Source organism: Ovoidimarina sediminis, from assembly GCF_032586175.1.
Taxonomy (GTDB): Bacteria; Pseudomonadota; Alphaproteobacteria; order Rhodobacterales; family Rhodobacteraceae; genus Ovoidimarina; species Ovoidimarina sediminis.
The window spans coordinates 1-18,007 of sequence record NZ_JAWHTE010000036.1; the positions used below are offsets into that span (position 1 = coordinate 1).

The window sequence follows — 18,007 nt, forward strand, 5'->3', positions numbered from 1 at the left end:
AAGTGTTCGGCCCCTCCGTCGTCGAGATCGTCGCGGTCCACCGAGGTGATGACGACGTGATTGAGCCCCAGTGTCTCTACCGCGTGGGCCACGCGCCCCGGCTCGAAGGAATCGAGGAGTTGCGGCTTGCCGGTGGCGATGTTGCAGAAGGTGCAGCCCCGGGTGCAGATCTCGCCCATGATCATCATGGTCGCATGACCCTGGCTCCAGCATTCGCCCACGTTGGGGCAGCCGGCCTCTTCGCAGACGGTGACGAGCTTGTGCTCGCGCATGATTGCGCGGGTGTTCCGGTAGCCTGCGGACACGGGTGCCTTCACCCGGATCCAGTCGGGCTTCTTCGGCTGGGGGTTGTCGGCCCGGTGCGCCTTTTCGGGGTGGCGCTGGCCGGGGAGTGTCAGATCCATCGAATGCATGGGGCGGGGCCTCCTGGCAAGGCGACTGTGCCAACAAAGCGATTCTGAGAAAAATATTTTCCGAATGCAAGGGAAATTACTTACATAAATCGATCACTTTACGAAAAAGCAAAGTCAAATCTGCATGGTGTTTGCGTTTGCTATCAGTATGAGTCATGAAAATAAGGATAATTATAGAGAAGAAAATTATTTACAAAACTTTTGACGATTGCTAGCTTCCCAGTGCGTGCAGGGGGAATCATCCGCGCTCCGACCATGGTGTCGGGAAGGTCAGACGGTTCCGGAGGGCGCGCCGACAGGGTCGGATTGACCACTCGTCGCCACCACAGGGAGAGAGATATGTTCTACAAACCCAAAAACGCCATGTACTCGAAGGTCAGCCGTCGCCGCTTTCTCGAGCTTGGTGGATCCGCTGCGAGTATGCTCGGCGTGGGCTCGCTTGCCGTCGGCATGAACTCGGTCATCATGCGCTCGCCCGTACAGGCGCAGTCCTCGGATGAGGCCAAGTGGAAGCAATATGCCGGGTCGAAGTTGACCTTCCTTTCGGAAAACACCCCGCCGTCCTTCGCGATCCGCGAGAACATCCAGGCTTTCTATGAGAAGACCGGTATCGAGGTCGAGATTCTGACCGACGACCTCCCGGTCGTGCAACAGAAGGCCGGTATCGACCTTCGGAGCGGCAAGGCCGACTATGTGTTGAACTATGTTCAGGACAAGCCGATCGGCGCGCCCTTTGCGGACTTCTACGTCGACCTGTCGTCGATGTTCGGTGACGACACCCTGCCGCAGGATCCCGCGGGCTACGGCGATGACGCCTGGTTCGAGAACTTCCTGTCGGCCTGCGGCCGTTTCTATGAAGAAGGCAAGATAATCGCGCTGCCCTATGACTGCGCCGTGGCCTGTACCTTCTATCGCCAGGACCTGTTCGAGCAGTATTCGAAGGACTTCGAGGCCGAGTACGGCTATCGCCTGGAATACACCGCCGACACGACCTGGAAGCAGGTTCTCGACTTCGCCAAGTTCTTCAAGGCGCTGCGCGAAGGCGGGGCGGACGTGCCGTATGGCTATGCGCAGCACCAGGGATCGTTTGCCTGGACCACGCAGCTCGACATCCAGCGGATGCTCTTCAGCCACGGCCAGTGGATCGACTTCCCGATCGACGACAAGCTGGGCTCTAAAGAACCCGGGCCGACCAACTGGGGCGACGAGCAGTCGGTTCTCATGCTGCAGAAGTTCAAGGAGCTTGGCGACGCCTCGCATCCCGACAACCTCGCCAACGGCACGCTGGAACTGAACACCGTCTACCAGTCGGGCAACATCGCGATGCAGGTTCAGTATCACGAGTTCGCCGCGTCGGTGGAAAACCCAGAGACTTCTGTCGCAGCGGGCGGCAAGACGGCCTATGCGCCGTGCCCGAAGGGCGATCCGGAATGGAACCTTACCGGTGGTCCAAACGTCAACGGCACGAACTGCGGTATCGGCGGCATCGGCATCAACGCCAACGCTTCGGAAGACCTGCAGCGCGCGGCGTACCTGTTCGCCATCTGGTCGACCAGCGAGCAGATCCAGTACGATGTTCTGGCCGGTCTGGGTGGAACGCCCACGCGAAAATCGGTGCTTGATCGCGAAGACGTGAAAGCGGCGCAGTCGCGCCCGACCACGATGCCCAACGCGCTTACCTTCGACGCCGTCTACAACTACGGGATTAAGGACCCGCACTTCGTGCTCGGCCCGAAGATCCCCGAAGCGAACGAGTACTACTCGATCCTCGCGCTAGAAACCCAGCGCATGCTGGCCGGCGAAACGACGCCGGAAGAGACCGCGAGCGCGATGAAAGAGCAGTTCGACTTCCTCAACGACGTCTGATCCCAGACGCGCAGACCCGGCGGCCGCCCCCGTGGCCGCCGGACCTTCCTGAACTCGGACATGGGCTGGGACGGCGCGTACCCGCGCTTCAGTCGGGAGCTATGACATGACAGACGCAACGCATTTCGGAGGGGGAGCGTCAGGCCTTACCGGCGACCTGTTCCGTGCGCGGGAGCATTCGAGCGAGGTAGAAGCCCGCCCGATCTCCGATCCGAAGCCCAAGCCGCGGAGCTTCAACCCGCCCGCGCCGAAGCGCTATTACCTGTACCTGATGGCCCCGGCTATCGCGATCCTGGCGTTTATTTCGCTTTATCCGTTCTTCTGGCTGATCGTGCTGTCGCTTCAGGATGTAGACATTTCCGGTGGCGAATGGGTTGGTTTCAAGAACTACGCCCGCCTGGCGAAGGACGCACGCTTCCTCGACGGCTGGGTGCTGCTGCTGCAATACAGCGCCATGTGCCTTGGGCTGCAGCTGACGATCGGGCTGATGCTGGCCGTGATTGTCAACAACAACAAATACGAGAAATTCCTGGTCACGGCGCTCCTGATGCCGATGATGATGGCGCCGGCCGTGGCGGGGCTTCTGTGGCTCTTCCTCTACAACGGCACCTTCGGCTGGTATCACTGGATCTTCCAGAGCCTCGGGATCCTGGACAATGCGTCGATCCTCGCGAGTGCCGACACGGCGATGTACGCCATCGTCCTGGTGGACGTTTGGCAGTGGACGCCGCTGATCACCTTGATCGCGCTTGCCGGCCTGAAGAAAGTGCCGCGCGACCAGCTGGAAGCCAACATGGTGGACGGTGCGTCGCCCTTGCGGAACTTCTTCGCAATCACGCTGCCCAACCTCTATCCGGTTCTGCTGATCGCCGTACTGCTGCGGTTCATGGATAACTTCCGCTTCATCGACCACATCCTCGTCCTGACGGGCGGCGGGCCGGGAAGCGCGACGAAGATCCTGCCGGTGTACCTGTTCGAAGTTGCCTTCAAGTTCTTCAAACTCGGCCGTGGTGCCTCGATCGCCCTTACGCTTCTGCTCGTGACGATCATCCTGGGCATGATCCTGGTCCGTGTCTTCGACAAACCCAAGTCCGGAAGGAGCTGATCCCATGGCCTCTCAAGACGTCGTCCACTACGACAGCCCGGCGCAAAAGGCGCTGCGGATCACCGCCGGAGCATTCCTGGTCTTCTACCTGGTCTGGACGCTTCTGCCTTTCGTGATCATGTTCACGTCCTCGTTCAAGGATCTGCTGGATGCCTTTCAGCTGCCGGAAGTCGGGGACTGGTCCGGGGTTGGCGTTTTCTTCGACTTCACGCCCACCTTCAAGCACTACACGAGCCTTTTCGCCGACGGGAATTTCGGCCGCTACATGGCGAACAGCCTGATCGCGGCGGGAGGATCGGCGATCGTGTCGGTGATCTTCGGGTCACTCGCGGCCTACAGCCTGAGCCGGGTGGATTTCCGGGGCAAGCAGGACCTGTTCTTCTGGATCATCTCGACCCGGATGGCGCCCGTGGTGGCGGTGATGGTGCCGCTCTACTCGATCTTCCGGACCTTCGATCTTGTGGGCACGCTGCCCGGCCTAATCTTGGCCTACACTACCTTCAACCTGCCCTTCGCGATCTGGATCCTGAAGGGGTTCTTCGACAACGTGCCCTACGCGATCGAGGAAGGGCAGATGGTGGACGGTGCGACGCGCTTTCAGGCCTTCGTGTCGATCCTGCCGCTGGTTGCGCCCGGGATCGGTGCCTTCGTGGTGCTGTGTATCCTCTTCGCCTGGAACGACTTCCTGTTCGCGGCGATCATCGGATCGGGCGGCGCGAAGACCCTGCCTGTCGCGACGCGCGAGCTGGTTCAGCCCCAAAACATCCAGTGGGGTTCGATCATGGCCGCGGGCGTCGTGACTACAGCGCCAATGATGCTTCTTGGTCTCGTGATCCGGAAGTACCTCGTCACCGGCCTCACCATGGGTGCCGTCAAGGAATGACCCGTGCGGGCCTCGCAGCCGCGGGGCCCCACATCACCGCTCTCTTGGGAGGAACATGAGATGGCCACCGTTACCATCAAGAATGTCTGGAAGTACTACGGCGACACGCCGGCCGTGAAAGACCTCAATATTACCTGCCCGGATGGCAGCTTCGTTTCTATCCTCGGCCCGTCGGGCTGCGGCAAATCCTCGACCATGCGGATGCTCGCGGGACTCGAGCATATCTCGGCGGGCGACATCCACTTCGACGACGTGCGGATCAACGACCTGGCGCCGAAGGACCGCGACGTGGCGATGGTGTTCGAGAACTACGCGCTTTACCCGCATAAGACGGTGTTCGAGAACATCGCGAACCCGCTTCGCCTCCGGAAAGCGGACGACACCCAGATCAAGGACCGGGTCACTTCGGCGGCGAAACTTCTGGAGATCGATCACCTTCTGGAGCGCCGGCCGCACGAGCTTTCCGGCGGTCAGAAGCAGCGGGTAGCGATCGGGCGGGCGATCGTGCGGGAACCGAAGCTGTTCCTGTTCGACGAACCGATTGCGCACCTCGATGCCAAACTACGCGCGCACATGCGCGGCGAGATCAAGCACCTGCAGCGCCAGCTGGGCACCACGATGATCTATGTGACCCACGATCAGCTCGAAGCGCTGTCGATGGCCGATTACATCGCGGTCATGCATGACGGCGAGCTGCAGCAATGGGGCACGCCTAGTGAGATTTTCAACCATCCGGTCAACGCGTGGGTTGCGGGCTTCGTGGGTGAACCTGCTATGAACTTTCTCACCTGCGACGTGGTGGGCGAGGGGGATGGAGTGAACCTCAAGCACAAGAATTTCGAGATCCCGCTTCTGCCCCACCAGGCGCGCCAGCTTAATGGCGCCGCGGCACTGGGAACCGCGCGGATGGGCGTGCGTCCCGATGCGCTCGACATTTCGATGACGAAGCCGGACGAGGCGAGCATCGAGGGCGAGATCTTCGTGAACGAGCTTCTGGGCGGCGACCTTCTGGTCGAGGTGGAACTGGCCGACAGCCGGATCCGGGTGAAGACGACGCCCGAATTCGTCGGCAACCCGGGTGAGACCTGCCACCTTACCGTGAACCGCGACAAGTGGCACGTCTTCGACGCGGGCGACGGGCATGCCTACTTCTGATGCCCTTCTCTCTTCGGCCGGGCCCACCGGGTCGGCGGGCGAAGGCGGGGACTATCCCGCCATGCTGGCGCACTTTGCCGCGACCAGCATGCGCGGGCAGGGCTGGTCCGGGGCTGTAGAGGCCTATCACGCGGTTCGGGCGATGCCCTATTTCTCGGGCTCCGACCGGACGCCGCTTCAGGCGCTTCGGACCGGGCGCGGGGCTTGTACGGCGCGGCATATTATTTTGCGCGATCTCCTGCGGGGCCTCGGCGTGCCTGCGGAGGTGGAAATGGTGGAGTGCGATTTCGCCGCCGCCGTGCCGGCGCATCCGACGATGCCGAAGGCATTGCGGGCGACGTGCGAGACGGGCGGTATCCGGGATGTGCACTGCTGGGTCCGGGCGTGGAACGGGGATGTGTCTGTCGTGATGGACGCGACATGGCCCGATGACCTGGCGCGCTACGGGTTTGCCGTAAACACGGGCTGGGACGGGGACGCCGACACGCGCCCTGCCGCCCAGGGGACGGTGCGGGGTGCGCCGGAAGATGTGCTTGCTGGCAAGGAGGCGTTGCTGGCGGAACTGACGGAGGAGGAGGCCAGCGCGCGCCGTGCGTTTTTGGCGGGCCTTTCGGAGTGGTTGAAAGACCTGCCTGCCGGGCAGGAGGGAGGAAGACAATGAACGCCAAGAAAGTATTTGTCGGGGTCGATGCAGGCACCACCGGCTGCACCGTGATGATCTTCGACGAAGCGGGCCGCGCCGTTGGCCACGGCTACAAGGAATACGACTGCAACTCGCCCCAGCCGGGCTGGATCGAGCAGGATATGGAGGCCGTCTGGCAGGGGATCTGCAGCGCCTGCAAGCAGGCCGTCGCGCAGGCCGATCTGCCGGCTGAGGCCTATCATTCGCTGGGCCTGTCGAGCCAGCGGGGCACCTTCGCCATGCTCGACGACGATAAGACCCCGATCGGCAATTCGATCGTGTGGAACTGCGGCCGGGCGCTGAAGTATGTCGACGGGCTGAACAAGGAATTCCCCGGCGAGAACGAGCACCAGCTTCACACCGGCATGCAGGTCAGCCCGCTCTGGACGGCGGCGAAGATCGCGTGGCTCGCCGACAAGCGGAAGGCCGATTTCGACCAAACCCGGTGGTTCGCGAACGGTCAGGAGTATTTCCTCTTCCGAATGGGGGCCGACGACTGGTCGACCGATCCCGCCTCGCTGACCCTGAACGGGATGATGGACATCGCCAATCTCGACTGGTCGGACCGGATCCTGGGCGTGATCGGGATCGAGCGCGACCGGCTGCCGCCTGTGGGCATCCCCTCGGGCCGGGCGGGCACCCTGTCGAAAAAGGCCGCCGAGGAGACTGGCCTTCCCGAGGGCCTGATCCTCTGCCGTGGCGCGGGGGACCAGCAATGCGCCGCGATCGGCGCGGGCGTCATCAAGCAGGGCATGGCCGAATTCACCGTTGGCACCGCGGGTGTGATGGTCGCGCATCTCGACAGCTTAGAGCGGATAAAAGGCCATAACCTCTGGTGGGGCGGGCACGGCGTGCCAGGCGCCTGGGATATCGAGGGCGGCGCCTTCAGTCTTGGTGCGTGTCTGCGCTGGTGGCGTGACCACCTAGGCCGGAACGAGCTTGACGACGCCGAAAAGCGCAAGACAAGCGTCTATTCGGTGATGGTCGAGCAGGCCCAGAATTCGCGCCCTGGGGCGAACGGCGTTCTCTTCCATTCCTTCATGGCGAGCCAGGTGACACCGTACTACGACGCCTATTCGCGCGGCGGGTTCCTGGGCCTCGGGCTCTATCACGAGCGCGCCGACCTCATTCGCGCGTTGCTGGAAGGCTGCGCGAACGAGATGCGGATGGTGTTCGATGCGTTCCAGACCGACGTGGATGGAGGCATCACCGATTTCCGCCTGACCGGCGGTGGCACTAAGTCGGATGGCTTCGTGCAGATCATGACCGATATCATCGGCCAGCCCGCGAAGGTGACGCGCGAGCGCGAATGCACCGTGCTGGGCGCCGCGATCCTGGGCGCCTACGGCTCTGGCGCCTTCGGCAGCATTGAGGAGGCCGTCGACGCGATGGTCGCCGTCGAGGGAGAGTTCGAGCCCAACGCGAAGCTGCGAAATCTCTATGACGAACAGCATGGCATCTATCGCGGCTTATACGAAGCGATGGCGAATGCCGGGCAATACGCGGCGCTCAACGAGTTCGCCGAGAAATACCAGTAATTCAACGGACACCGGATAAGGGGAGAGAGACCATGCCAATGCCCGGAATGCGCGGAATGGAGCACATCGGGTTTACAGTGCCCGATATCGACGAGGCCTGTGACTTCTTCGAGAAGATCCTTGGCGCAGAGGTGCTTTACACCGCTGCGAAGGATTTCAAGGGTGAAGGCGACTGGATGTCGAAGCACCTGCGCGTCGACGACAGCTGTGTAATCAAGGAATTCCGCTACGTGCGCTGCGGGAACGGCACGAACCTGGAGATCTTCCAGTACGAGGCCCCCGACCAGGCGCAGACGCCGCCCAAGAACAGCGATATCGGCGGGCATCACCTTGCGTTCTACGTCGATGACATGGACGCGGCGATCCAGTTTCTGCACGACAACGGTGTTGATGTGCTGGGCGAGCCCACGGCTTATACCGAGGGCCCGAATATCGGCCTGACCTGGTGCTATTTCATGGCGCCCTGGGGCATGCAGCTTGAGATCGTTTCGGCGCCGCAGGGCACCGTGTTCGACAACGAGGCGAAGGCCGCGGGCCGCACCCGTCTGTTCCACCCAGCACTGGTGGACGAAACGAAGATGTAATCCACCCGGGCGCCGCGCCACGCGCGTGCGGCGCCCTCGAATTTTCATGAGAGGACTGACCCATGGCTCTCGTTCCGATGGGGCCGATGCTTCGTCACGCACGTGCGAACGGCTACGGTATCGCCGCCTACAATATGATCGACTACAACTCTGCCGCATCAATCGTCGCCGGGGCGAGCGAGCTGAACGCGCCGATCATCGTGCAGGTTTCGGTGAAGACGGTGAAGTACTGGGGTGCGAAACCGGTCGGCTCCTGGGTCAGGATGCTGGCCGAAGATGCGACGGTGCCTGTTGCGCTGCACCTCGATCACTGCACCGACCTCGAGGTCATCAAGCGCTGCATCGACGCGGGCTGGACCTCGGTGATGTTCGATGGCTCGAGCCTGCCATTCGAGGAAAACCTTGCGAAATCTGGCGAGGCCTACCGGATCGCCACCTCGGCGGGCGTTGGGCTTGAGGCCGAGATCGGCGCGATCGGCGGGGTCGAGGACGACAAGGTGGTGAATGACGACGAGTCGCGGCTGGCGGATTTCGACGAGTGCATCGCTTTCTGCAAGGAGATGCCCGACCTTGCCGTCTTCGCGCCCGCGATCGGGACGGCGCACGGGTTTTACAAGGGCGAGGCTAAGATCGCCTATGACCTGCTGGACCGGATCACGCAGTCGATCGACATTCCGATCGCGCTTCATGGGGGGACGGGTCTCAGCACGGACCAGTTCCACCGCTGCATCGCCTCGGGCTGCGCGAAGGTGAACATCTCGACCGGGCACAAGCGGCTTTTCATCGACGGGTTCTGCGACCTGCGTGAGGAAAAGCCGAAGCTGGGCGAGCCTCTGCCTTTCATCATCGCGCAGCGTGACGCCATGAAGGCCGACGTGATGGCGATGATCCGCACCTTCGGCTCGGACGGCCGGGCAGAGGAGGCGGCGGATGCCGCATGACATGCAGGCCCTGATCTTCGATTGCGACGGCGTGCTGGTCGATACCGAACGGGACGGCCACCGGATCGCGTTCAACCACGCGTTCCGGGAGGCCGGGTTGGATATCGAGTGGGATGTGGAGCGCTATGGCGAGCTTCTGACCACCGGCGGCGGCAAGGAGCGGATGACGCGCCACTTCGACGAGACCGGCTGGCCAGATGGGGCCGATCGGGGCGACCTGATCGCGCGGCTGCACAAGGTGAAGACCGACGCCTTCATGGACCTGATCGAGGGCGGCGCGCTGCCGCTCCGCCCCGGTGTTGCGCGGATGGTGGATGCCGCACTTGGCGCGGGTATGCAGGTTGCGATCTGTTCCACCTCCAACGAGCGCGCTGTGGGTGCGGTTGTGCGGGTGCTTCTGGGCGAAAAGCGCGCGGCGCGGATCCCGATTTTCGCAGGCGATATGGTGCCGAAGAAGAAACCCGACCCTGCGGTCTACGACCTCGCCGCCGATGAGCTTGGGCTTGATCCTGCCGCCTGTGTGGTGATCGAGGACAGCCATATCGGGCTGACGGCGGCCAAGGCCGCGGGCATGAACTGCATCGTCACGGTGTCGACCTACACCGGGGACGAGGATTTCACTGGCGCCGACAAGGTGGCGTCGGATCTCGACCAGGGCGTCGACCTCGACCTCTGCCAATCGATCGTCAAGGACAGGGAGAACGCCTGATGACACTCACCGTGATCGCCACGCTCAAGGCCAAGCCGGGCAAGGAAGAGGCGTTGTTCGACACGCTCAGCGCGCTGGTCGAGCCGACGCACAATGAAGAGGGCTGCCTCAAATACGAGATGCACCGCTCGCACGAGAACCCGGGGCACGTGATCTTCGTGGAGGACTGGGAAAACCGCCCGCTCTGGGAGGCGCATATGGAAAGCCCGCATCTGCAGGATTTCTCGGCAAAACAGGATGACCTCGTGGAAAGCTGGGAGCTTTTCGTGGGCGAGAAGGCCGCGGGCTGAGGCCCCGGCCAAAAGGGAGAAGGCAGATGAAGATCAAGTTCTACGCCCATGCGAGCTTTCGCCTCGAAGGAGACGGGCTATCGGTCGTGACCGACCCCTATACGCCGTCGATCTCGAAGTTCGACCCGATCGGAGAGCCCGCGGATATCGTGATCATGAGTTCGGCTACGGACGATTTTCACTGCGATGCAAGCCATGTGACGGGCGGGCCTGCGGTGGTTAACGCCTTGGAGATCCCGCCCGAGGGCGGCGAAGTGAAGGGGCTGAAGATCCGCTCGTTCCCGGCGATGGAAAGCATGACCTTCGATTTTCAGAAGTATTTCCAGCGCGATCCTGACGCCAACGCGCTCTATCACTTCACGCTGGATGGCATCCGCGTTCTGCACATGGGCGATATCGGGAACCCGGTGGCGCCCGAGCATCTTGATGCCCTTGATGGCGAGGTGGACCTGTTGCTGGCGCTGACGGGAGAGCACGCGACCATCGCGCTTGACGATCTGGACATTGTGATCGAGCGGGTGAAGCCGCGCGCGGTGATCCCCATGCATTACTACAGCCCCAAGGGCGTGCTAGATATCGAGCCTGTCGAGACCTTCACCAAGCGCTTTCCGGAAGACCGTGTGACCCATGTGGGCGGGCCGGAGCTTGAGCTTGATCTTGCAGATCTCCCACCGGCGGGCACGCCGCAGATTTTCGTCCTCGAACAATCCCGTTGAGGACGCTCGCGTGACCCCGGACTGCGCCCGGCTGACCTCCCAGAGCCGGGCGCTTCTTTTTTTATGACCGATCCCCTGACCCCGATATATGCGCGCAACATGGCTATTCTCGGCCATTCCGATCAGGGCGGGCGGCCCGATGGCGTGCAGGTGATGGTCGAGGACGGATATGCCTATGTCGGGCATATCTTTTCCAAGGGCTTTTCGATCGTCGATGTGCGCGATCCACGCGCGCCCAAGGCCGTTGCATACGTGCCCGCGCCGCCGAATACATGGACGCTACACCTTCAGGCGGCGGACGGCCTGCTTCTGGTGATTCACAACAAGGACATGTTCGCGCAGGCCGACATGGCCGACGAAAAGGCCTACTACAAGGGCGCGGTCAACCAGCATGCGGGCGGCGCTAGGGACTGGTCTGCGGGAATGGCCGTCTACGATCTGTCGACCCCCGGGGCGCCGCGGCAGATCGGGTTCATGCCTGTCGAGGGCAGCGGGCTGCACCGGATCTGGTATACCGGCGGACGATGGGCCTACGCCTCGGCGATGCTAGATGGATTCACCGACTACATCCTGATCACGATCGATATGGCCGACCCGACACGGCCCCGAATGGCCGGACGGTTCTGGCTTCCGGGAATGAATGCGGCGGCGGGCGAGGTACCCGACTGGCCGCTTCCCCAAGGCCGGTTCGGGTTGCATCATCCGATCGTTCACGGGGATGTGGCCTATTGCTCCTGGCGGGACGCCTGCCTCGCCGTTGTCGATGTGTCGAACCGAAGCGATCCTAAACTCATCACCCGCAAGGTGTGGTCGCCGCCCTTCGGGGGCGGGACACACAACGCGCTCCCCCTGCCGGGGCGTGATCTTTTGATCGTGGTGGACGAGACGGTGCTGGACGATGGCGAGGACGGGTTCAAGCCGATATGGGTGTTCGACAACCAGATCCCGTCAAACCCGATCAGCATCGCGACCTTCTCCGCGCCCGACGACACCGACTACCTGAAGGTTGGTGGGCATTTCGGGCCGCACAACATTCACGAGAACCGGCCCGGCACGTTCCAGAGTGAGGAGTTGATTTTCGCGACCTACCAGAATGCGGGGGTGAGGGTGTATGACATCCGCGACCCTCTGCGCCCCGAAGAGGTGGGGGCCTGTGTGCCGCAACCGCCCGCGCGCATGGTCGATCCGCGCCCGAACCGGCCCGCCGTTCTGCATTCGGCGGATGTGTACGTTGACCGGAACGGGATCGTTTGCTGCACCGATTTCAATGCCGGGCTGACGGTCATGGAGTATCGCGGTTGAAGTCAGTCGCTTCAGCCGTCGAGCTCGGTTCTTGCGCTGTAATACTCACGCAGCGCCTGGGCCGTCATCTTCAGATGGGCGGCGTGGTCGCCCTCGTCCTCGAAGATGAAGCCGAGGTAGAGCAGGTCGATCAGGAAAAGCTGGCTGATCCGGCCCTCCAAGAAATCGCCGTAGAGCGGCACGCTCGGGGTTTGCGAGTTCCACGTGGTCAGCACGAGTCCGGCCGCACTTGCGACAGCTGAGGCGGGATCGCTGGTGATCGCGATGGTCTTTGCCCCGTTCCGGCGGGCCAGCGTAAGCGCCTTGGCCACCCCTTGAGTCGTGCCGGTGTGCGAGATGCCGATCATCAGGCAATCGGGTTCAAGGTTCGCCGCCGCGATGACCTGGGTATAGGCGTCGTTATAGGCGACCGCGTCGACTCCAGCTTTGATGAACAGGTGGGCGGTTTCCTCGCAGATTGCCGCCGCTCCGCCGACACCGATTAGGACCATGCGGCGGGCGTTCCGGATCGCGTCAAGGCAAGCCTCGAGCGTCTGGGCGTCAAGCATGCGCTGGGTGCCCAGGATGCTTTGTGCCAGGAGATTGGCGAGTTTGGAGCTCGTACTGATCAGCGTGTCGCTCTGGTCGATCTCCTCGGGAATGTTCGGAATGCTCGCCCGCGTGCCGGAGCTTTCGGCCATCGACAGCTTTAGGTCCGGGTAGCCCTTGTAGCCCAGAGCGCGGCTGACCCGGCTGATCGTGGCCTCGCTGACCCCGAGGATCTGGGCGAAATCGGTTATCGAGTAGTTTACCCTTTCCCCGGAATGTTCCCGAAGGTAATCGGCGACCACCCTCTCGGATTTGCGGAGGGAACTGTAACGTTCCTGAATCCTGTGAACGAGGTCGCCCCCCGCTGCCCCCGAAAACGATGTTTCATTCATCGATTCACCTTGATTTCCTGCTCTTTCCTACCGCGAATGACCACAGTTGGAAAGCAATTTTCAAGATTGGTCGGGGGTGGCCGATCAGCGCAGTTTCCGCGATTCTCCGCGTAAAATACTGAAAGTAAATAAAAAAACATAAAAATACGCTGACTTTGGTGCGATTTTCCGGCGCCGCTTATATTCTGAAAACCGCCAATTCTGCAAAAAATTTTCTCGACACTCTTTGCATGGCGGTGTATGCATTTTTTCAGTAAATCAATGGATTCTCCGAATCTCTCGGAGTTGGGAGGAGCGATGAACGCGAAGGCAAATCAGAAGAACGCCTACTCACAGGATTTTTTGGAGAAAATTTTCCGCACGGCCTTTAAGATCCGCACTTTCGAGACCGAGGGAATCAAGCTGTACCGGCAGGGCCTGATACGGGGATACTTCCACCCCTACCTGGGCCAGGAAGGCATCGCGACCGGTGTTTGCGCGGCTCTGAAGGAGGGCGACTACATCGCCTCGACCCATCGCGGGCATGGGCATTGCATCGCCTGGGGCGCGGATGTGAACAAGATGGTGGCCGAGCTTCTTCAGAAAGAGACGGGCTACTGCAAGGGCTATGGCGGCTCGATGCACATCGCGGATATCTCGGTGGGCAACCTCGGCGCGAACGGGATCGTGGGTGCGGGCACGCCGTTGGGCGTCGGCGCGGCACTGGCAAGCCAGGTGCGCGGGTCGGATGCCGTCACGGTGACCTTCACGACCGATGGCGCGTCGAACAACGGCACCTTCATGGAAAGTCTGAACCTTGCGGCGATCTGGAACCTGAATTTCATCCTCGTGATCGAGAACAACCAGTACGCGGTGTCGACCAAGATCGAGGAATCGACGCGCGAAACCGACCTTTACAAGCGTGGCATCGCCATCGGGGTGGAGAGCCACCAGGTGGACGGCAACGACCCGCTGGCCGTCTATGAGGCGACGGTCAAGGCGGCCGAGACATGCCGTAAGGGCAAGGGCCCGGTGCTCATCGAGGCGAAGACCTTCCGCCACATGGGCCACCACGTGAACGATCCCGGCAAGTACATGCCGGAAGACAAGCTGGCATATTACATGGCCCGCGACCCGGTAGACCGTGCCCGCGCTTCTCTCAAGGAGATGGCGGATGTGGATGACGCGGCCATCGAGGCCATCGAGGCCGAGATCGCAAAGGAATTCGCCGATGCAGTCGAGTTCTCGAAGAACTCGGGCGAAGTGACGCCCGAAGAATTCCGCGCCTTCGCGGCGAATTACTGATCACCCGGGACGAGGGAGGAACGAACGATGGCTGAACGTGAAATCATGTACCGGGACGCGCTGCGTGAGGCGCTGGACGAAGAAATGGCGCGCAACCACGAGGTCTTCATCATCGGTGAGGGCATCGCGGAGCGCGGCGGCTCCTACAAGGTGACCGAAGGGCTTCTCTCTAAGTACGGAGCTGGCCGTGTGCGTGATACGCCGATCGCCGAGGCCGGTATGATCGGCGTCGGTGTCGGCGCCGCAATCGCCGGATCGAGGCCCGTCGTCGAGATCCTCTACGTCGACTTCGCCATGCTCGGCATGGATATGATCGTCAACCAGGCGGCCAAATTCCGCCTGATGACCGGCGGCGAGGGCCGCGTGCCCTTCGTCATGCGCACCCAGGGCGGGACGGGTGGCGGCGTGGCCGCGCAGCATTCCCAATCACTCGAGGCGCTGTTCTATCACATTCCCGGCCTGCGCGTGGTCATGCCGTCGACACCTGCCGATGCCAAAGGGCTTCTGAAGTATGCCCTGCGTCAGGATGACCCCGTCATGTTCCTTGAGCACAAGCATCTCTACATGACCAAGGGCCATGTGCCCGAGGGCGAGCACATCGTCGAGTTCGGTGTGGGCGACATCAAGCGGGCAGGCACAGACGTGACGGTCATTGCATGGTCGAACATGATCCCCCGTACCCTTGCTGCCGCCGAGGAGCTCGAAAAGCAGGGCATTTCGGTTGAAGTGATCGATCCCCGCACATTGGTGCCGCTCGATCGCGAAATGATCATGAACTCGGTGCTCAAGACCCGCCGGGCCGTGATTGTGCAGGAAGCCAACCGTCGTGGCGGCGTGGCCTCGGACATTGCCTCGATCATCCAGGAAGAGGCGTTCTATGAGCTTGACGCACCGGTGGAGATTGTGGCCGGGCTCGACATCCCCGTGCCGTTCAACCTGACGCTTGAAGCCGCCAGCGTTCCGCAGAAGGAGGACGTGATCGCCGCCGTGCGCCGGTCGCTCCACCTCGACGCGGTGTCTCAAGCTGCCGAGTGAGTGCAAACCGATGACACTGAACATCCTCGAAAAGCTGGCCGCCACCAATCCAGAGTGTGAGATCTGGTTCGATTCCTCGCCGCTTGTCTATGAAAATTGGAAGCGTGGCGTGCTTGAAAAGGCACCCGAAGCGAAACGGGCCGATTGGGAGGAGCAGCTTACCCGGCTGCTCGACCCCGAGACGGTCAGGAAGACCGGAAAAATGGGCTTCGGCGGCGTCACGACGAATCCGCCGTTGTCCCTGCAGGCGATCCAGAATGATCCCGAATTCTGGGTGGGCGAGATCCATCGGATTGCGGCCGAGAACCCCAAGGACGATGTCGAGGGTATCTATTGGAAGACCTATCTCGAGGTATCGCGGCAAAGCGCGCTGATGATCCTCCCGGTCTACGAGGCCTCCGACGGCCGTTATGGCCATGTCTCGGGCCAAGTCGATCCGCGCTTCGTAAGCGACTACGACCGAATGCTGTCGCAGGGGCTGGAGCTGTCGAAGCTCGCGCCCAACCTGATGGTGAAGATCCCCGGTTCCGCCGAAGGCTACCGTGTGATCGAGGAACTGACCGCGCGTGGCATCTCGACCAACAACACGACCTCGTTCACCGTTCCCCAATACATGGCATGCATGAACGCGGTATCGCGGGGGCTAGAGCGGGCACGCGCGGCGGGCATCGATCTGTCTCGCTGGCGGTCGGTCATCACTCATATGTCGGCGCGCCTCGGAAACATCGGCGATCTGAAGGCGCAGGCGGAAATTCGCGGGATCGACCTGTCGCCCCAGGAGATCCTCCTGGGCGAAATGGCGGTGCTGAAGCGGGCCTACCGGCACGGCAAGGACACCGGCCATCCCTCGAAGATGCTCCAGTGCTCCATGCGGGTCATTGACGAAGGCGAGGGCGGAAAGTGTTCAAGCGGCCACATCCAGATGATCGCGGGCGGCGATTTCGTCTACACGTGCCCGCCGTCCTACATCGCGCAGCTGATGCAGGCGGAAGACCGAATGGAGCCCTTTGATGCCCGGGCGATTGACGAGGATGCGCCCGCGGAAGTGATCGAGAAGCTCATGCGCCTGCCTTACTTCCGGCAAGCCTATGAGTTCGACGGTATGCAGCCCGAGGAATTTGCCCGGTTCGGCGCCTTCGCCGCAACCGCCACGGAATTCGCGGCCGCCACCCGGAAGACGGTGGATTTCGTCGCCAGCGCGATCGAGCGCGCGCGGCCCCAAGCAGCATGAGGAGCTAGAGCCATGGCAGAGGCAATTCTGGTCCCCCAGGTCGGGCAGGACCTGACCGAGGCGACGGTGGTCGAGCTTCACGTAAAGCTTGGCGATACGGTGAAGAAGGGCGATCTGGTCGCCGTCGTGGAATCGGAGAAGGCGAGCTTCGAGGTTGAAGCATTCGCAGAGGGGGTGGTGATCAGCCTTCCCTTTAAGGAGGGGGATACCGCGACGGTTCTGGAACCCCTGATGCATCTTGGCGCGGAGGGCGAGACGGTTGAGGAGGCAGCCCGCCCGGTGCCCGCTGAGGCAGCGGCGGCTGCCGAGGCGCCTGAGCCTGCCGCCGCCGAAGCAGAGCCGGTGGCGGCGCCCGCACCCGCGATGGCCACGGCCAGCGGTGTGCTGCGCGCCTCGCCCATCGCGCGGCGGAGGGCGGCGGAGCACGGGCTAGACATCGCGCGGCTTCAGGGCACCGGCCCGGTGGGCGCGGTGGTTCTGAAGGACGTGGCCCGGGCGCTGGAGGCCGGGGCCGGGGCCCCCGCGACGGCGCGCGAGGCGATCACGCTTAAGACATTGCGCGACGGCCAGGGCTCTCCCATCGTGTTCATCCACGGTTTCGGGGCGGATCTGTCATCCTGGCGCCCGATGGTGGGGCAATTGCCGGTCGGTCTTCCGATCATGGCGCTCGACCTGCCGGGCCACGGCGGATCGGTCGAGAACGGGGCGCAGCGGTTCGAGGAGATTGTCGAGACCGTGGGGCAGGCGCTCTACGGGATCAGCGGCGGGATCCACCTTGTGGGTCACTCGCTCGGCGGGGCCGTTGCGGCGGTGGTGACCGAACGGGGCGATCTTGATGTGCGGTCGCTGACGCTCATTTCGCCCGCCGGAATGGGGGCGTACGTGGACGGTGCGTTCGTCGACGGGTTCCTTTCGGCGCAATCCGAGCCTGCACTGGCGGCGTGGATGCGGCGGTTGGTGTACGATCCTGCGAGTCTGGCACCGGTTCTGGTGCGGGCAACCTTGGCCGCACGGGAAAACCCGCTTCTGGTCGAGGCGCAGCGCGCAGTGGCCCGCGGCGTATTCGAGGGATCGACGCAACTGTTCTCGATCGGCGAGGCGCTGCGGCGCTTCCGTGGCCCCTGCACGGTGATCACGGGCCGCGAAGATGCGATCCTGTCGATGCGCGATGTCGAAGCGGGCGTGCCGGCCAACGTGGCTCTGCACCGGGTGCCCGGGACGGGGCATCTGCCGCAGCTTGAGGCGGCGGATCTCGTTCAGACCCTGATCACGCGGACAGTCCGCGCGGCGGGCTGACGCAAGAGGCCGGGCGGCTGATCTGCCCGGCCCCCGTTTCACTGACACGGCTCTGCC

18 protein-coding genes are annotated in these 18,007 nt (G+C 62.6%); 16 read left to right on the forward strand and 2 right to left on the reverse strand.

What is annotated here, in order from left to right:
* A partial coding sequence (locus RXV90_RS23840) for a lipoyl synthase (RefSeq protein ID WP_458646496.1) occupies positions 1–404 on the reverse strand: 404 nt, incomplete at its 3' end.
* Positions 405–752: 348 nt separating this feature from the next.
* Between RXV90_RS23840 and RXV90_RS23845 the strand changes: the two genes are divergently transcribed.
* From RXV90_RS23845 to RXV90_RS23900, 12 genes are all read left to right on the forward strand, one after another.
* Positions 753–2,279 (forward strand): extracellular solute-binding protein, encoded by a 1,527-nt coding sequence (locus RXV90_RS23845; RefSeq protein ID WP_316652569.1) that lies wholly within the window; start codon positions 753–755, stop codon positions 2,277–2,279.
* 106 nt (positions 2,280–2,385) lie between these two features.
* Positions 2,386–3,384, forward strand: coding sequence for a carbohydrate ABC transporter permease (locus RXV90_RS23850; protein ID WP_316652571.1), 999 nt, complete (start codon positions 2,386–2,388; stop codon positions 3,382–3,384).
* Positions 3,385–3,388: 4 nt separating this feature from the next.
* On the forward strand, positions 3,389–4,267 hold the full coding sequence (locus RXV90_RS23855; RefSeq protein ID WP_316652572.1) for a carbohydrate ABC transporter permease: 879 nt from the start codon (positions 3,389–3,391) through the stop codon (positions 4,265–4,267).
* A gap of 60 nt (positions 4,268–4,327) precedes the next feature.
* Positions 4,328–5,422, forward strand: a complete 1,095-nt coding sequence (locus RXV90_RS23860; RefSeq protein WP_316652574.1) for an ABC transporter ATP-binding protein — start codon at positions 4,328–4,330, stop codon at positions 5,420–5,422.
* Positions 5,409–6,083, forward strand: coding sequence for a transglutaminase family protein (locus RXV90_RS23865; RefSeq protein WP_316652575.1), 675 nt, complete (start codon positions 5,409–5,411; stop codon positions 6,081–6,083). The genes RXV90_RS23860 and RXV90_RS23865 overlap by 14 nt, the downstream gene beginning before the upstream one ends.
* A complete protein-coding gene (locus RXV90_RS23870) occupies positions 6,080–7,642 on the forward strand; it encodes an FGGY-family carbohydrate kinase (RefSeq protein ID WP_316652577.1) in 1,563 nt (520 codons plus the stop codon). The genes RXV90_RS23865 and RXV90_RS23870 overlap by 4 nt, the downstream gene beginning before the upstream one ends.
* Before the next feature lie 32 nt (positions 7,643–7,674).
* Positions 7,675–8,226: a VOC family protein gene (locus RXV90_RS23875; protein ID WP_316652579.1), complete on the forward strand. Its 552-nt coding sequence runs from the start codon at positions 7,675–7,677 to the stop codon at positions 8,224–8,226.
* A 62-nt stretch (positions 8,227–8,288) separates the two neighbouring features.
* Positions 8,289–9,167, forward strand: coding sequence for a class II fructose-bisphosphate aldolase (locus tag RXV90_RS23880; protein ID WP_316652581.1), 879 nt, complete (start codon positions 8,289–8,291; stop codon positions 9,165–9,167).
* A complete protein-coding gene (locus RXV90_RS23885) occupies positions 9,157–9,876 on the forward strand; it encodes an HAD family hydrolase (protein ID WP_316652583.1) in 720 nt (239 codons plus the stop codon). The genes RXV90_RS23880 and RXV90_RS23885 overlap by 11 nt, the downstream gene beginning before the upstream one ends.
* Complete coding sequence (locus RXV90_RS23890) at positions 9,876–10,166, forward strand: putative quinol monooxygenase (protein WP_316652586.1); 291 nt, start codon at positions 9,876–9,878, stop codon at positions 10,164–10,166. The genes RXV90_RS23885 and RXV90_RS23890 overlap by 1 nt, the downstream gene beginning before the upstream one ends.
* 26 nt (positions 10,167–10,192) lie before the next feature.
* Positions 10,193–10,882 (forward strand): MBL fold metallo-hydrolase, encoded by a 690-nt coding sequence (locus RXV90_RS23895; protein WP_316652588.1) that lies wholly within the window; start codon positions 10,193–10,195, stop codon positions 10,880–10,882.
* Between the two features lie 63 nt (positions 10,883–10,945).
* Positions 10,946–12,184, forward strand: coding sequence for an LVIVD repeat-containing protein (locus RXV90_RS23900; protein ID WP_316652590.1), 1,239 nt, complete (start codon positions 10,946–10,948; stop codon positions 12,182–12,184).
* Positions 12,185–12,195: 11 nt separating this feature from the next.
* Here the strand turns inward: RXV90_RS23900 and RXV90_RS23905 are convergent, their stop codons facing one another.
* Entirely contained in the window at positions 12,196–13,104 is a 909-nt protein-coding gene (locus RXV90_RS23905; protein ID WP_316652591.1) for a MurR/RpiR family transcriptional regulator, read from the reverse strand.
* A 297-nt stretch (positions 13,105–13,401) separates the two neighbouring features.
* Between RXV90_RS23905 and RXV90_RS23910 the strand changes: the two genes are divergently transcribed.
* The 4 genes from RXV90_RS23910 to RXV90_RS23925 are packed head-to-tail and all read left to right on the forward strand — an operon-like array spanning position 13,402 to position 17,950.
* Positions 13,402–14,388 (forward strand): thiamine pyrophosphate-dependent dehydrogenase E1 component subunit alpha, encoded by a 987-nt coding sequence (locus tag RXV90_RS23910; protein WP_316652593.1) that lies wholly within the window; start codon positions 13,402–13,404, stop codon positions 14,386–14,388.
* Positions 14,389–14,415: 27 nt separating this feature from the next.
* Positions 14,416–15,423, forward strand: a complete 1,008-nt coding sequence (locus RXV90_RS23915; RefSeq protein WP_316652595.1) for an alpha-ketoacid dehydrogenase subunit beta — start codon at positions 14,416–14,418, stop codon at positions 15,421–15,423.
* A 10-nt stretch (positions 15,424–15,433) separates the two neighbouring features.
* Complete coding sequence (locus tag RXV90_RS23920; RefSeq protein ID WP_316652597.1) at positions 15,434–16,654, forward strand: transaldolase family protein; 1,221 nt, start codon at positions 15,434–15,436, stop codon at positions 16,652–16,654.
* A 12-nt stretch (positions 16,655–16,666) separates the two neighbouring features.
* Positions 16,667–17,950, forward strand: a complete 1,284-nt coding sequence (locus tag RXV90_RS23925; RefSeq protein WP_316652599.1) for an alpha/beta fold hydrolase — start codon at positions 16,667–16,669, stop codon at positions 17,948–17,950.
* Positions 17,951–18,007 lie beyond the last annotated feature (57 nt).